This window comes from Streptomyces sp. NPDC086147 (assembly GCF_040702165.1).
Classification (GTDB): domain Bacteria; phylum Actinomycetota; class Actinomycetes; order Streptomycetales; family Streptomycetaceae; genus Streptomyces.
This window is the reverse complement of record NZ_JBFBJO010000013.1, coordinates 143,216-158,177: the sequence shown is the minus strand read 5'-3', so window position 1 is coordinate 158,177 and position 14,962 is coordinate 143,216. Positions and strand designations below refer to the sequence as shown.

Below are 14,962 nucleotides of genomic sequence, written 5' to 3'. Positions count from 1 at the left end.
CCTCGGCCAACTGCGGCCGCGTCAAAGGAGGAACCACAGACGAAGGCTTGAAAGACACCACACCAGGATCCCACCAGCACGGCCGCCATACCCATCGAACTAACGAAAAGATCAGTAGGTGAGCGCGGGGGTCGCCGCTCGCTCCGCCGGATCACCAGGGTCGTGGGTACGGACCGGTGCCATGCGTGTCTGCTCCATCCTCGTGGACAACACGGAACGCTCCGCGGCCGGTATCCTGACTCCCGGATCCCCGCGTGCCGCCCGTCTTCCCGACGGACCTCGTCAGTGACGTGTGGACGGCAGCACGCTCCCCGGTCACAGTGGCGGGACCGTGCCGGATTCACGCCGGCTTCCCTGCACCGCGGACCTTGTGCCACGAACATATAGTTGGACGTCCTAGTAAGTCCACCCCGAACTGCCGTGCCGTCCGGGGGAGTACGCCCCCGTCCCCCGTCCAGCGGCTCATGGCCGGACGGGCCCTAGGAGACCTCGGCCGCGTTCCGGCGCCGCCGGGCGCGGATCTCGCGCACGGACAGGAGGACGGCCGCCGCGTTGAGGGGGAAGGCGGTCGCGTCGGCGATCTCGCGGACGTCGACGGCCCGCAGGAGGCTCGCGGCCAGCGCGACCAGGAAGAGGCTCAGGGGGAGGAACCGCCGCCACGCCGGAAGCTCCCGCATCCGCGCGACGGTCACGGTGCACAGGACGAGCGAGCCGAACACGGCGACGGCCGAGAGGGCGATGAGGACGAGCATCGGGGCTTCTCCGGAAGGAACGGACGGAACGCGAGGGCGGAAGGGGACGAACGCCGTGGTGCGTCGCCCGCCCCACGGACCGGACGCGCGCCGCCCCCGTCCCGTCCTCGAACGATCTGACCTGCGACGACGCTCTCGACCGAGGACAGCTTGACCCAACGGGCCCTTCGCGTCATGGGTGTCGCCACCCATCTTCGGGGCCGGGGTGCGGGAGTGGGTCGTCCACGCCTTCGGAGGCGACGGAGGCCGGTCAGGCGTGCGTCGCCAAGTCGGTCGCGAACAGAGCGCGTTCGAGGAGGTCCGGACGGGCGCGGGAGGGCCAGCTTTTCGTGTCCGCCAACTGGCGGGCGGACGCCTCCATGAAGGAGAGGTAGACCCCGTAACGGTGGGGCGACCAGTTCGACCGCTTCCACGCCCGGGCCGTCGCCGTCCCGTCGGGGTCGATGCCGGTCTCCCGGCCGACCGCGGCGGCCAGGTGGTGGAGGCGCTCCGCCAGGACCCTGTCCAGGATGAGCGGCGCCGGCCCCTGCGCGGGCGGCAGGGCCTGCCCGGCGAAGTACAGGAACTTGGTCGAGAACGCGGGCCCGAGACCGTTACCCCTTCCGAGGAGCCCGGCGTAGGCTTCCCGTGCCCCGGCTTCGCGCAGCGCGGTGACCGCGTCCGCGAGCACCGCGTTCAGGTCGTCGACCGCCAGGATCTTGTGCAGGGTCGAAGGTCCGCTTCCGCCCTGGGTGCCCCGCTTGCCCTTCCCCCATACATACGTCGCGATCAGCGCCTCCCGGAACGCCTCCCGCTCCAGCGCGTCGGCGACCGCCGCCGCCACCCCTGCCCGCTGACCTCCGCGTCACCGGTCCCGGTCACGGGTGCCAGTCGTGAGGGCCAGGGGGCGGTCCCGGCCCACCGGGCCGGTGTGTAGCGGACCGTGTGTGCGCCGGGTGTTCCGTCCTTGTGCGTCGCCTCGTTCGCGTCCCACCACCGGCTGAGCGCCCTTACGACCGTGTCGGGCAGGAGGCGGGAAGCCATCTCCGCGTCCACCGCGTCCACGCGACCCTGCTTGTCCACGCATCCCCCCGAAACCGTGCCGTGTCCCGTTTCCGTGCATGCTCCCGCACCATCGGCCGTCCTGTACCCGTTTGTCGGCGAAAGCCGGTCCGGTCGGTACGCGCCGGTACGGGAAGGCGGCTCCGGTCGGCGCCCCTCAGGACGTGGAAGCCGGGCCCGGGGGCAGGTGGACCGTCATGATCAGGTGGCAGGTGTCGGTGCCGGCGCCCCGGTAGGTGTGGGTGGTGTCGCCGTCGAAGGCGGCGGTCTGGCCGGTGCCGACGGGGTGCTCGACGCCGTCGACGACCAGGGTCATCCGGCCCGAGGCGACGCTGACGGTCTCGACGACCCCGGCCTGGTGGGGGTGGCTGGGGTACTCCTCGCCCGGTTCCAGCCGCCAGCGCCAGACCTCGACCGGCGCCGGGCCCGAGGTCGTCAGCATGAGCCGGGCCTCGCCGCCCTGCTCGCCGGTCCACAGTGGTGCGACGCCGGCCGCGTCCACCACGCGGACGCGGCCCTCCGCCGGGCCCTCCATCAGGGCGGACACCGAGACCCCGAGAGTGTCGGCCAGCCGGACCAGGGTGGCGAAGTTGGGGTTGCCCTGGGCCTTCTCCAGGCCCACCAGGGCGCCCTTGCTGACCTTGGCGCGCCGTCCGAGCTCGTCGAGGGACAGGCCCGCGCGGACGCGGGCCGTCCTGACGTTGTGCGCGAGCGTCCGCAGGGCCGCCTCTGTCTCGGCCAAAATTCGATCACCCTTCCCGATCCCCGTCCGGCCTCCGCCCGGTTTTCGTGAGCGGATCACTGGAATGTACCGCCCGGTCGATCGGTTGACACGTGTCGGTCGGTTCGTTGTACGGTTCGGTCGTTCTGTTGAGAAGGCAAGGATGTTTTCGTGATCGCTCTGCTGCTGGCCCTGGGCAGTTCCCTCGCCTACGGCTGCGCCGACTTCCTCGGCGGCCTGGGAGCCCGCAAGGCCCACGTCCTGCGCACCGTGATGGTCGCCGCCCCCGCCTCCCTCGCGGTCGAGCTGCTGCTGTGGCCGTTCCTCGGCGCCTCGTTCAGCCCCGGCGCCCTCGGCTGGGGAGCCGCGTCCGGCGTCGCCTCGGCCGCCGCGTTCGCCCTGCTCTACCGGACCCTGGCCATCGGCCCGATGAGCATCCTGTCGCCCGTGACCGCCCTGGTGTCCGCCGTGCTCCCCGTCGGCGTCGGCCTGCTCCAGGGCGAGCACCTGGGCGCCGCAGGCCTCCTCGGCCTGCCGCTCGCGCTGGCGGCGGTGGTGCTCGTCAGTGCCGGGCACGGCGCCGGAGCCGTCCGCCCCTCCCGTACGGCCCTGCTGCTCGCCCTCGGCGCGGGCGCAGCCATCGCCCTCCAGCTGGTCTTCCTCCACCAGGCGCCCTCCGACAGCGGAGTGGCCCCCTTGATCGTGGGCCGGGCGGTCTCCTCGGCCGTCACCCTGGCCGCCGCCGGGCTGATGTACCGCAGGCTGGGCCCCGAGAAGCCCGCGTACGCCGTCTCGGCCGCCGCCGGAGCGCTGGACTCCGTGGCGAACCTGCTCTTCCTGCTCGCCGTCCGCGGCGGTGACCTCGCCGTTGTCGCCGTGGTCACCGCCCTCTACCCGGCCGGCACGGTCCTGCTCGCCCGCGGTGTCCTCGCCGAGCGCATCCACCGGGGCCAGCTCGTCGGCCTCGGCGCGGCCGCCGTCGCCGTCGGCCTCCTCGCCCTGGCCTGAGGGCCGGGACGTCCCGTACGAAGACCGCCTTCGCCCCCGCACGGAACGGAAAACCCCATGACCGCCTTCCGCCTCGCCCCCGCCGTCGCCGAGGCCTTCCCCGGCACCCGCATCGCCCTGGTCACCGCCACCGGCCTGCGCGGCCGCGCGCCCTGGCCCCGCACCGCCGAAGCCGTGGCCGAGCTCGAACGGCGGCTCGCCGACGGCACCTGGCTCCCCGCCGGCGAGACCGACCCCCGCATCGAGGCCTGGCACGCCGCGTACCGCTCCTTCGGCACCAACCCCCGCCGCGTCCGCCCCAGCGTCGACGCACTCGGCCGCCGTCTCGCCAAGAAGGGGGCCCTGCCGCGGATCAACCCGGCCGTGGACTCCTACAACACCGTCTCCGTCCGCCACGGCCTGCCCGCCGGCGCCTTCGACCTCGACCACGTCACCGGCGACGTCGACATCCGCCCCGCCCACGGCACCGAGGCCTTCACCCCGCTCGGCGAGCCCGACACCGTCGAGACCCCCCGGCCCGGCGAGATCGTCTACGCGGACGCCGCCGGGATCCTCACCCGCCACTGGAACCACCGCGACGCCCACCGCACCCGCGTTACCGAGGACTCCACCCGCGTCGTCTTCGCCCTGGAGACCCTCCGCGCCGACCACGACGGCCGGCTCCTCGACACCGCCGCGGACGAACTGCGCGACCTGCTCGCCCCGCACGCGGAGCGCACCGCCGTCCGGCACCTCGCTCCGGACCACCCGCACGTCGTCCTCTGAGCCGCCGCCCGGACGCGCGGGGGATCAGGCCGCCCTCTCGTCCGGCTCGCCGGGCACGGAAGCGGTGACGACCTTCGGCAGGGCGCCCGGGTGCTCCCGCGCGAGCCAGCGCACGAGCTCCTCCCGTACGGCGCAGCGGGTCGTCCACAGGTCGTCGGCGTCCTTGGCGGTCACGATCGCCCGGACCGTGATGGAGGTCGGCGAGGTGTCGGTGACGGCGAGGTCCCAGCCCCGCTCGTCCCAGGTCGGGCAGGTGGCGAGGAACTCGCGCAGATGGGCCCGCATCAGCGCGACGGGCGTGGAGTGGTCGCAGTGGACGAAGACCGACCCCGTCATCTGCGCCCCGCCCCGCGACCAGTTCTCGAACGGCCGCGAGGTGAAGTACGAGACGGGCAGCGTCACCCGGCGCTCGTCCCAGGTCCTGACCGTGAGGAAGGTCAGCGTCACCTCCTCCACCATGCCCCACTCGCCGTCGACGACGACCGTGTCCCCGATGCGGACCATGTCGCCGAAGGCGATCTGGAAACCGGCGAAGAGGTTGCCGAGCGTCGACTGCGCCGCCACGCCCGCCACGATGCCGATGATGCCGGCCGAGGCGAGCAGGGACGTGCCGAGCGTGCGGAAGGAGGGGAAGGTGACGAGGGCGACGGCGGCGGCGAGCACCCCGACGGCGACCGACACCACCCGCATGATCAGCGTGACCTGGGTACGGACCCGGCGCAGCCGCGCGGCGTCCCGCGCCCGCACGGCGTAGCGCGCGTACGAGGACTCGACGACGGCCGAGGCCGCCCGGATCGTCAGCCAGGCACCGCCGCCGATCAGGCACAGCAGCAGGACGTGGCCCACCAGTTGGGCGTGTTCCTCCAGCACGGCGAAGGTCGACGCCGGGTAGGTCCAGCGCAGCAGGGCGGTCAGCAGGACGACGAACAAGGGCGTACGGCAGCGGCGCAGCAGCCCCCACAAGGGTGTCTCGTGGTGACGTGCGTCCGCGTGGCGCGCCAGCACGTCCGCCGCGCGGACCACGACGAACGCCACGAGTGCCGAGCCGCCGACGGACGCCGCCAGCCGAAGAACGCTCTCCATGTGCTCCCCAGTCGATGAGTCGAACAGGTTCGTCGACACGCCTGACCGTCGACCGGCACCCCAAACATCCCGCCGGACCGCCTCCGACGTGCCGGGACCACTTCGCCGGACCGCGTCCGACGTGCCCGGATCACCCCACAGGACCGCGTCCGACCTCCCCGGACCACCCCGCCGGGGCCGTCTCCGGCGCCCCGTCACCGCCGCGCCACCACACGAGGGTGACGAAGGACACGGCCAGGACGATCCCGGCGACGACCCGCAAGCCGAAGGACATCGCGGCGGAGAAGACCTCCGAGCCGTGCGAGGAGAGGGACGTCCCCATGACGGCGACGCCCAGCGCGCTGCCGATCTCACGGGCCGCGCCGTTCAGGCCCGACCCCAGACCCGCCCGGGCCTGCGGCAGGGAGGTCATGACGGCGGCCGAGAGGACGGGCACGCACAGGCCCATGCCCACGGAGAGGACCAGGAGACAGAGGGCGTAGAGGGGGTACGGGGTGGAGGCGGTGGCGAAGGACATCAGGACGAGCCCTCCGACGATGCCGGCCAGCCCGACGGCGACGACGCCGTCGCCGAAGCGGGCGGCCAGCCGGACGCTGTGGCGCGAGGCGACCATCATGCCGACCGCGAGCGGGACGATCGCGCAGCCCGCGACCAGCGGCGAGTACCCCTTGGCGTACTGGAGGTACTGGGCGTTGACGTAGAAGAGGGAGAACAGGCCGAAGAACGCGGCCCCGACGCCGAGGGAACCGGCCCGCAGCCTGCGGGCGCGGAAGACGCGCGGGTCGAGCAGCGGACGGTCCGAGCGCAGCGAGCACACCGCGAACAGCGCGAGCAGGGCGGCCGACGCGAGCAGTCCGCCGACCACCGGCACGGAGACCCAGCCGGACGAGGGCCCCTCCACGATCCCGTACAGCAGGGCCCCGACGCCCGCGACGAGCAGGACCGAGCCGACCGGGTCCGGGGTCGCGGGCCGCCGTTCGCCGCGCGGGGCGAAACGGGCCGCGAGGAGGCCGAGAACGGCGGCGAGCGGCGCGACCGACAGGAACAGGCCCTGCCACGGCAGGTACTGGAGGGCCAGGCCCCCGCCGACGTTCCCGACGACACCAGCGACGCCGGTCGCGGCCGTCCAGACGGCGACCGCCTGCGGCCGTCCGGCCGGTTCGGTCACCTCCAGCATCAGCGACAGGGTGGCCGGCATGACGAGCGCCGCTCCGGCGCCGGTGACGACCCGGCCCGCGAGCAGGACGGCCACGCCCGGAGCCGCCGCGGAGACCAGAGCGCCGGCCGCGACCAGGGCGAGACCGGTCAGCAGCGCGCCCTTGCGGCCGTACCGGTCGCCGAGCGCGCCGGCGGGGATCAGCAGGCAGCCGAACACCAGCACGTAGGCGTCGACGATCCAGAGGAGTTGGCCCGGGGAGGGCGCGAGCGTGCTCGCCGCCAGCTTCGGGACCGCCAGGTTGACCGCCGCCACCAGCGACACCACCAGCACGGAGCACGCCGCCATGACGGCGTACACGGTCCGGCGGCCGGCGGGACGCGGCGAGGAACGCACTTCATCCAGGAGCATGGGAAGGATCTTTCGTTCGAAGAGACCGGTGGAGAACCGGAGAAGGACCGAAGGTGAGGAGAGGGGCCGGCCAGCCGCACCGCCACGGTAGGGTCGCACCGGACTTGCCTTCAAATGCAACTTCGCGAAGAGATAAGTGCACGCCATGCAACTGAATCTGAATCTGGATCTGAACCTGCTGGTCGCCCTGGACGCCCTCCTGGAGGAGGGCAGCGTCGGCGGCGCCGCCGACCGGCTCAACCTGTCGTCGCCCGCGATGAGCCGCACTCTCGGCCGCATCCGGCGCGCCCTCGGCGACCCCGTACTGGTCCGGTCCGGGCGGTCCATGGTCCCCACCCCGCGCGCCCTGGCCGTACGGGCCGAGGTCCACGAACTGGTCGTACGGGCCCGGGCCGTCTTCGCACCGGCCGGCGCGATCGAACCGGCCCTCCTCGAACGGGTCTTCACCGTCCAGGCGGACGAGTCCCTGGTCGTCCGCCTCGGCGCGCCGCTCCTGACCCGGATGCGCGCCGAGGCCCCGGGCGTCTCCCTCCGGTTCCTTGGCGAGGGGCCGCAGGACGTGCAGTTCCTCCGTGAGGACCTGGCCGACCTGGAACTCGGCCACATCGCCGGCACCGGCCCCGAGACCCGGATCGAACCGCTCCTGGAGGACCGCTTCGTGGGCGTCGTCCGCGCCGGACACCCGCTCCTGGACGGCGGGGTCACCCTCGCCGGGTTCGCCGCCGCCGACCACCTCAACCACTCGCGCCGGGGCCGGTTCACCGGCCCGATCGACACGGCCCTGGCCGAACACGGCCTGACACGGCGGGTCGTGGCCGTCTACCCGACCTTCGCCTCGGCCCTCCTCGCCCTGCTCGACACCGACTTCGTCGGCATCCTCGGAGAGCACGTCCACTCGGCCACGGCCCGCCGCTTCGGCCTGGTCACCTTCCCGATCCCCCTCGACCTGCCGACCCTGCGGCTCTCCCTCGCCTGGCACCCCCGCTACGAGGCCGACCCCGCCCACGCCTGGCTGCGCGGCCTGGTGGGCGAGGCCGTCAGGAGCGAACTGGGCGACGGGCCCGGCTGAGCCTCCCCGACACGATCGGCGCCCGGGACCGGGCCCGCCCCGGCACGATCCTCTGGGCCGGCGCCCTCGTGCAGGCCGCGCTCCCGGCCGCGGCCCTCCCGGCCGTCCCGGCGTCCTCGTCGCGGCCGCACTCGTCGCCGGGATCGGCGAAGGCCCGCAACTGGTCGCGCTGTCCGGCGCCCTGCTGCTCGCGGCGGCCCTCGCGGTCCTCGCCTTCTTCGCCGTCCCCGCCCCCAAGGGCCGGGTGATCCCGGCGTGAGCGCGTGTCGGCGCCTCCCCGCCGGAACGCGTTCACGCCCCGGACACCCGGAGCCGGACGGCGGTCCAACAAGGTCGCGTACGTATAACGGGTCCAGTTCGAAGGGCGGTGCCCCGGACGCGTGTGCGCGGCGCCCGGGCAGGCGCCGACGCCGGGGCGGGGGCCCGTCGGCGGCACCGCCGCAACCGGAAGGAACCCTCTGTGGATCGCAGGTCTCTCCTCACCGCCGCGACGGGCGCGGTGGGCGCGGTCGCCGTCTCCCCGGCCCCGGCGAGCGCGGCGACGCCCGCGCACGCCGGCCCGGGGCGGCCCGTCACCGCCTTCAACGTCATCAGCGACATCCAGGGCGACCTCCAGGACCTCGGAGTGGCCCTGGAGGACATGAACCGGACCAACCCCCGGAGTTCGGGCCTCGCCGTCGCCGGAGACATCACCCCGCGCGGCTACGACGCCGAGTACGCGGAGGTCTCCGCCGAACTCGCGCGCCACACCCACGCCCGTACGGTCGCCTGGGCCATCGGCAACCACGAGTTCTACGTGCCCAAGTGGCGCGACCCGTCGACCCTCGCGCAGGACACCTGGCCCAACGGCACCACCGAGGACTCCCTCTTCCGGAGCTTCTACCGCTTCGCCCGCCGCAACACGGTGCACGCCGAGCACTCCTTCGGCGGCATCCCGGTGCTGAGCCTCGGCACCGAGAAGTACATGCACTACCACGACCCGAAGCTCTGGGACGAGGTGTGGCTGAGCGAGGCGCAGCTCACCTGGCTCGAACAGCGCCTCGCGTACTGGGCGCGCCGCCGCAAGCCCGTCATGGTCGTCACCCACCACCCGCTCCCGAACACCGTCTCCGGCAGCCACAACCGGCTGTACTACCGCGACTACCTCCAGGCGGACCGGCTCCTCGGGATCCTCGGCCGCCACCGCGACGTCTTCCTCTTCTGCGGGCACACCCACTGGGACCTCGCCCTGTCCGACTGGTACGTCCGCAGGGTCGTCCCCGGCACCGCCAACCTGGACGGCTTCTCCGTCGTCAACACGGGGGCCGTGCAGACGGGCTTCACGGACGACGGCAAGGGCGGCGAGGTCTCCGTCCCCGGCACGTTCAACCAGGGGCTCCAGGTCGAGGTCTTCCACGACCGCGTCGTCGTCAGGGCGCGGGACTTCGCGGCCGGCCGCTGGCTGAAGCAGATCACGGTCCCGCTCTCGACGCGGATCTGACGCCCGGACCCGTCCGGCGGCGCCCGCCCGGAGGCGCCGCCGGATGGGCCGTACAGGCGACCGGGAGCCCGTACGCGGTGACCGCCGGAGCGGAGAATCGTTCTGTCGGACGTGAAGAAGATGCTTCTGGCGGCCTTCGCCGCCGCCTCCGCCACTGCCCTGATCGCTCCGGCCGCCGCCACCGCGGCCCCGGAGACCGCCGACGCCACCGCCACCACCGCCGCCGCGGCCCCCGCCGTCCTCGACGCGGCCGCCCTGCCCGGCGCCCGTACGACGGACCCCGCCGGGGAGCGCACCAGCTGGCCCGAGACCCTCGGGCTGCCGAAGGCCTGGGCCGAGCGGGTGATCCTGCGCGACCGGCCCGACCTGGAGATCGTGCACGTCCCCGAGGGCGCGATGGTCACCATGGACTACAACGAGAGGCGCGTGCGGATCGTCCACAACGCCTTCGGCCTCGTCACCCAGGTCCCCGCCGTCGGATAGGGCCCCTCCGGCGGATCACGGCCGGGCCCGGGGTCGCGGGCCCGCGCGCCGGCCGGTCCGGTTCACGCGTCCGGCCAGTCCAGGCACTCCTCGTGGAACCTCCCGGCGAAGACGTTCCGCGCGTGGGTCCGCATCCGCGGGCCGTACACGGGATCCGAGGCGAGCGAGGAGTAGCCGCCCTCCGGCCGTACGACGAGGCCCGCCGTGTCCGCCAGGTGGACGTCGAGCCCCGGGTACATCAGCTCGACGCACGGCAGGTCGTCCACGTCGAGCGCGAACACCGGGTACTCGCCGAACGCGTCCGGCTCACCCGTGGCGAGGACCCGGCGGGAGTCGGAACCGCCGGGGAGGAGGAAGCACTCGTCGAAACGTTCCGACAGCGCCTCGAACGGCGCTCCCCAGCCGTCGCCGAACTCGTCCCGGCCGATCCGCCCGAGCGTCCGCGGCATGAAGCGCGACCCGGAGTCGAACCAGCCGAACCGGCGCAGCAGACCGCTGTCGAACGCCAGCCACCGGCGCAGACTGGGCGGCAGCGGACGCCCGCTGGGGAACACGGCCGCCGCGAGCACGCCGTCGTCCAGCGGCTCCGCCGCTCCCGCCAGCCAGGGCCCCGCCCACGCGTCGTGGTCCAGCACCGGCCGCCCGGGATCGGCGCGGACGGAGGCGATGACGCGGTCGGTCAGCGGAACGCCGTGCTCGGCGGAGGGGATTCCCACGATGCGGATCGTCCTGTTCGCGTGTGCTGCCGGTCGGTGCCGGGTCGGCCCCAACCTACGGCCTCCCACCGACACCCGACGCGCCCTCCCGTTCACCCGATCGCCCGCACAGATGTCGTCACCGCCGCCGTGCGGTGACGATGATCGCGAAGACCACCGAGGAGACGTGCGTCGGGAAGGCGCGCGTCCGGGAGACGAGGGCGTCGCATGGTCCAGGGATTTTCCAGAGAACCGGGGACCCACGGTCCGCTCACCGAGGTCGCGCCGGAGGGCATACGGAGGATCACCCTCTGGGCCGCCGCGATCGCGCTGGGCGGCTTCCTGTTCGGCTTCGACACCGGCGTCGTCTCCGGCGCGCTGCTCTACATCAAGAAGGACTTCGACCTCAACTCCTTCGAACAGGGCAGCGTGGTCAGCGTCCTGCTCATCGGCGCCGTGGTCGGCGCCACCTCGGCGGGCCGCCTCGCCGACCGGCTCGGCAGACGCAGGGCCCTGCGCCTCATCGGCGTCGTGTTCGTCGTCGGCACCGCGATCGCCGCCCTGGCGAACGGCTACCCGACCCTCATGGTGGGCCGGATCGTGCTCGGACTCTCCGTCGGCGCCGCCTCCGCCACGGTCCCGGTCTACCTCTCGGAGATCTCGCCGACGAAGATCCGCGGCCGGCTGCTCACCATGAACCAGCTCATGATCACGATCGGCATCCTCGTCGCGTACCTCGTCAACCTCGCCTTCGCGAGCAACGAGGCCTGGCGGGCGATGTTCGCCGTCGGCGCGATCCCCGCCCTCCTCATGATCGCCGCCACGCTGTGGCTGCTGCCCGAGTCGCCGCAGTGGCTGATCGCCCACGGACAGGAGGACGTGGCCCGCCGGGGGATCGCCGCCCTGACCGACGGGCCGACGGCCGACGAACTGGTCCGGCGGGCCCGGCAGCGCATGGCCGAGGACCGCGAGAAGCAGAAGCGGAACGAGGCGGCGGGCGGAAAGGGGACCCGGCGGCTGCTGGCCCCCGACGTGCGGCCGGCCCTGATCGTCGGACTCACCCTCGCCGCCGTACAGCAGTTCGCCGGCATCAACACGATCATCTACTACGCGCCGACCATCATCCAGCAGACCGGACTCGACGCCTCGAACGCCATCCTCTACTCGGTCTTCATCGGCCTGATCAACCTGGTCATGACACTGGTGGCGATCAAGCTGGTGGACCGGGTGGGACGACGGCCCATGGTCCTCGTCTCGCTCGGCCTGATGGCGGTCTCGATCTTCATGCTGGGCCTGGCGTTCGTGGTGGACATGAACTCGGAACTGACCCTGATGTTCATGGTGATCTACATCGCCGCCTTCGCGGGCGGCCTCGGCCCCGTCTTCTGGACGCTGATCGGCGAGATCTTCCCGCCGTCCGTCCGGGCCGAGGGATCGAGCCTCTCCACCGCCGTCAACTGGGTGTCCAACTTCGTCGTCAGCCTCGCCTTCCTGCCCCTGGCCAACCTCATCGGCCAGGGCGAGACCTTCTGGATCTTCGCGGGGATCTGCCTGTTCGCGTTCCTCTTCGTCGGCCGGTACCTGCCCGAGACCCGCGGCCGCGACGCCGGGCAGATCGAAGAGGCCCTCGACGCCCGCTTCAAGCACGAGCCGGACCGCCCGGACCGCTCCGACGGCCCCCGGGGGACCGCATCCCCGCAGAAAGGACGCTCGCGATGAGCGACACCCTCCTCGGCCCCGACGACCTGGAGACGGCCGACGCCCTCGTCCTCTTCGGCATCACCGGCGACCTCGCCAAGAAGATGCTGCTGCCCGCCCTCTACCGGCTCACCGAGGACGGCCGGCTCACCGTCCCCGTCATCGGCGTGGCCGCCGGCGACTGGGACGACGAGGCACTGCGCCGGCACGCCCGGGAGGCGGTCGCCGCCGCTGTCCCGGACCTCGACGAGGAGGTCTTCGCCCGGCTCGCGGCGAACCTGTCCGTCGTCACCGGGGACTTCACCGACAAGGCCACCTTCGACCGGCTCCGCGAGGCCGTCGCCGGGCACGGCTTCGTCGCCCACTACCTGGCGATCCCGCCGTCCCTGTTCACCACCGTCGCCCGCGCCCTCGCCGAGGCCGGCCTGAACCGCGACGCCCGCCTGGTGGTCGAGAAGCCGTTCGGACACGACCTGGAGTCCGCGCGCACGCTCCAGGAGGAGCTGAACACCTGCTTCGACGACCGCCACCTGCTGCGGGTCGACCACTTCCTCGGCAACAGCGCCGTGGAGAGCCTGATGGTCGCCCGCTTCGCCAACACCCTCCTCGCCCCGATCTGGCACCGCTCCTACGTCGACAACGTCCAGATCACCCTCGCCGAGGACTTCGACGTCGCCGACCGCGGCTCCTTCTACGACGCCGTCGGCTGCCTGCGCGACGTCGTCCAGAACCACCTGCTCCAGGTCCTCGCCTTCCTCGCGATGGACCCGCCCAGCGTCTCCAACGCCCGCGCCCAGAGCCTGGAGAAGTGGCGGGTCCTGCACGCCGCCCGCACCATGGAGCCCGCCGCCACCGTCCGCGGCCAGTACGAGGGCTACCTCGACGTCGAGGGCGTCAAGCCGGACTCCACCACCGAGACGTACTTCGCCACCCGTCTGTTCATCGACAACTGGCGCTGGGCCGGCGTCCCCTTCTACCTGCGCAGCGGCAAGGCGATGGCCGTCACCGCCACCGAGGTGATCGTCCAGCTCCGCACCCCGCCCCTCGAACTCTTCGGCGGCGACGTGTCGGAGACCCCGCCCAACCTCATCCGCTTCCGCATCGACGGCGACACCGGCATCCGGGCCGACCTGATGCTCCGCAAGCCCGAGGAGGGCGTGGAACGTCCGGTGACCGTGCCCATCGGCGTCGACTTCGCCAAGGTCCTCGGGCGGCAGGAACTGCCGTACGAGAACATCCTCAGGGGCGCCGTCGTCGGCGACCCCGAGGCCTTCGCCTTCTTCCCCACGATCCTGGAGTGCTGGCGGATCGTCGGCCCCGTCCTCGACCCCGCCGAGCCGCCCCTGCCGTACGCCCCCGGCACCTGGGGCCCGGAGGCGGCCGACCGGCTCCCCGAGCTGAAGCACTGGCACCAGCCGGGACGGCGCCTCTTCGAGGACGTCGTCTGACGGACCGGCACCCCGCCGGAGGGTCTGGCGGGAGACGGGCGGAAAGGGGACGATGGCCAAGCTCCGCAGGCGCGTGGAGGACAACCTGTGGCCGGTGCTCCAGCAGGCCGTGGCCGCGGCCCTGTCCTGGTGGATCGCGGACGACCTCATCGACCACCACGTCCCCCTGTTCGCCCCGATCGCCACGCTCGTCGCCCTCAACACCCCCCTGGGCGGGCGCGGCACCAACACCGTGCGGGTCCTGGTCGGCGTCATCAGCGGCGTCGTCGTCGGACAGCTCGCCTTCACCCTCCTCGGCCACGGCGCCGTCACCGTCGGCGCGGCCGTGCTGTGCGCGCTCCTCGTCGCGCTCGTCCTCGACGGCCGGCGCATCACCATGGCCCAGGCGGCCGTCGGCGCCGTCATCTGCGTCGCCGCCGGACAGCAGGCCGGCATCGACCGCGTCCTGGACGCGCTCATCGGCGGCGCCGTCGCCCTGGTCTTCAGCCAGCTCCTCTTCCCCGTCCACCCCCTCACCCTGCTGCGGAAGGCCGAGTCCACCACCCTGTCCGGCCTGGCGGACGCCCTCGGCCTCACGGCGCGCGAGATGGACGCCGGGGACGACGAACGGACCGCCCGCACCTGGGACGAGGTGCGCGCGGTCTACGCGCTGCTCGACGAGCTGGGCCAGGCACGCACCGACAGCGCCGCCGTCGCCGGCCGCACCCTCCACCGGCGCGGCGGCAGGGAGCACCTCACCCGGGAGACGGTCACCGCGCTCCACCTGGACCTGCTCGGCAACAGCTGCTTCACCCTCGTCCGCCGCGCCCTCGCCCTGGACACCCGGCACCGCCAGGAGTTCGCCCCCACGCTGCGGGCCCTGTCGGGCGCCCTGGACGCGCTCGCGGCGGCGCCCGGCAGCCGCGCGGTCCGCCGGCACGCGACCCGCCGGGTCCTCGACGCCGTCCGGGACGCCCCGGACGCCGGACTCACCCCCACGGTCACCGTGTGGGAGAGCGTGCGGCTGGTCGCCCGGGACGTCCTGGTCTTCGCGGGCGTCGACGACGACACGGCCGAACGGGCCGTCCACGAGGGCGCCGTCGAGGTCCCCGTACCGGACCCGCCGCAGCAGCGCCGGCTCCTGCCGGCGCGCCGGCGCCGCCCGTGACCGGG

14 protein-coding genes and 1 riboswitch are annotated in these 14,962 nt (G+C 73.2%); of the genes, 8 read left to right on the top strand and 6 right to left on the bottom strand.

Features of this window, described 5'->3' with window-relative positions:
• Positions 1-207: 207 nt before the first annotated feature.
• Positions 208-393, bottom strand: a riboswitch (cobalamin riboswitch).
• 86 nt (positions 394-479) lie between these two features.
• The 3 genes from AB0398_RS25405 to AB0398_RS25395 form a co-directional block, all read right to left on the bottom strand.
• Positions 480-752, bottom strand: coding sequence for a hypothetical protein (locus AB0398_RS25405; protein ID WP_366377931.1), 273 nt, complete (start codon positions 750-752; stop codon positions 480-482).
• Between the two features lie 250 nt (positions 753-1,002).
• Entirely contained in the window at positions 1,003-1,575 is a 573-nt protein-coding gene (locus AB0398_RS25400) for a hypothetical protein (RefSeq protein WP_366377930.1), read from the bottom strand.
• Between the two features lie 375 nt (positions 1,576-1,950).
• Positions 1,951-2,535 carry an XRE family transcriptional regulator gene (locus tag AB0398_RS25395; protein ID WP_366377929.1) on the bottom strand — a complete coding sequence of 195 codons (585 nt, stop codon included), beginning with the start codon at positions 2,533-2,535 and terminating at the stop codon, positions 1,951-1,953.
• 150 nt (positions 2,536-2,685) lie between these two features.
• Between AB0398_RS25395 and AB0398_RS25390 the strand changes: the two genes are divergently transcribed.
• Together AB0398_RS25390 and AB0398_RS25385 are read left to right on the top strand one after the other, a co-directional pair.
• Positions 2,686-3,522: an EamA family transporter gene (locus AB0398_RS25390; protein ID WP_366377928.1), complete on the top strand. Its 837-nt coding sequence runs from the start codon at positions 2,686-2,688 to the stop codon at positions 3,520-3,522.
• A gap of 57 nt (positions 3,523-3,579) precedes the next feature.
• Complete coding sequence (locus AB0398_RS25385) at positions 3,580-4,287, top strand: phenylalanine--tRNA ligase beta subunit-related protein (protein ID WP_366377927.1); 708 nt, start codon at positions 3,580-3,582, stop codon at positions 4,285-4,287.
• A gap of 24 nt (positions 4,288-4,311) precedes the next feature.
• On the opposite strand, the gene AB0398_RS25380 is transcribed toward AB0398_RS25385, so the two are convergent.
• Positions 4,312-5,370, bottom strand: a complete 1,059-nt coding sequence (locus AB0398_RS25380) for a mechanosensitive ion channel domain-containing protein (RefSeq protein WP_366377926.1) — start codon at positions 5,368-5,370, stop codon at positions 4,312-4,314.
• A 130-nt stretch (positions 5,371-5,500) separates the two neighbouring features.
• Positions 5,501-6,937: an MFS transporter gene (locus AB0398_RS25375; RefSeq protein ID WP_366377925.1), complete on the bottom strand. Its 1,437-nt coding sequence runs from the start codon at positions 6,935-6,937 to the stop codon at positions 5,501-5,503.
• Positions 6,938-7,082: 145 nt separating this feature from the next.
• On the opposite strand from AB0398_RS25375, the gene AB0398_RS25370 reads away from it, so the two are divergent.
• The 3 genes from AB0398_RS25370 to AB0398_RS25360 all read left to right on the top strand — a co-directional run bounded on the left by AB0398_RS25370 (position 7,083) and on the right by AB0398_RS25360 (position 9,969).
• Positions 7,083-8,006, top strand: coding sequence for a LysR family transcriptional regulator (locus AB0398_RS25370; protein WP_366377924.1), 924 nt, complete (start codon positions 7,083-7,085; stop codon positions 8,004-8,006).
• Between the two features lie 460 nt (positions 8,007-8,466).
• Complete coding sequence (locus AB0398_RS25365; protein WP_366377923.1) at positions 8,467-9,486, top strand: DUF4073 domain-containing protein; 1,020 nt, start codon at positions 8,467-8,469, stop codon at positions 9,484-9,486.
• Between the two features lie 120 nt (positions 9,487-9,606).
• Positions 9,607-9,969: a serine protease inhibitor gene (locus tag AB0398_RS25360; protein ID WP_366377939.1), complete on the top strand. Its 363-nt coding sequence runs from the start codon at positions 9,607-9,609 to the stop codon at positions 9,967-9,969.
• 62 nt (positions 9,970-10,031) lie between these two features.
• Here the strand turns inward: AB0398_RS25360 and AB0398_RS25355 are convergent, their stop codons facing one another.
• Positions 10,032-10,685 (bottom strand): hypothetical protein, encoded by a 654-nt coding sequence (locus tag AB0398_RS25355; RefSeq protein WP_366377922.1) that lies wholly within the window; start codon positions 10,683-10,685, stop codon positions 10,032-10,034.
• A 207-nt stretch (positions 10,686-10,892) separates the two neighbouring features.
• On the opposite strand from AB0398_RS25355, the gene AB0398_RS25350 reads away from it, so the two are divergent.
• From AB0398_RS25350 to AB0398_RS25340, 3 genes are read left to right on the top strand one after another with little or no spacing between them, the layout of a single operon-like run.
• A complete protein-coding gene (locus tag AB0398_RS25350) occupies positions 10,893-12,383 on the top strand; it encodes a sugar porter family MFS transporter (protein ID WP_366377921.1) in 1,491 nt (496 codons plus the stop codon).
• A complete protein-coding gene (gene zwf / locus AB0398_RS25345) occupies positions 12,380-13,810 on the top strand; it encodes a glucose-6-phosphate dehydrogenase (protein WP_366377920.1) in 1,431 nt (476 codons plus the stop codon). The genes AB0398_RS25350 and zwf overlap by 4 nt, the downstream gene beginning before the upstream one ends.
• A gap of 52 nt (positions 13,811-13,862) precedes the next feature.
• Positions 13,863-14,957, top strand: a complete 1,095-nt coding sequence (locus AB0398_RS25340; protein ID WP_366377919.1) for an FUSC family protein — start codon at positions 13,863-13,865, stop codon at positions 14,955-14,957.
• The last annotated feature ends 5 nt before the right edge of the window (positions 14,958-14,962 follow it).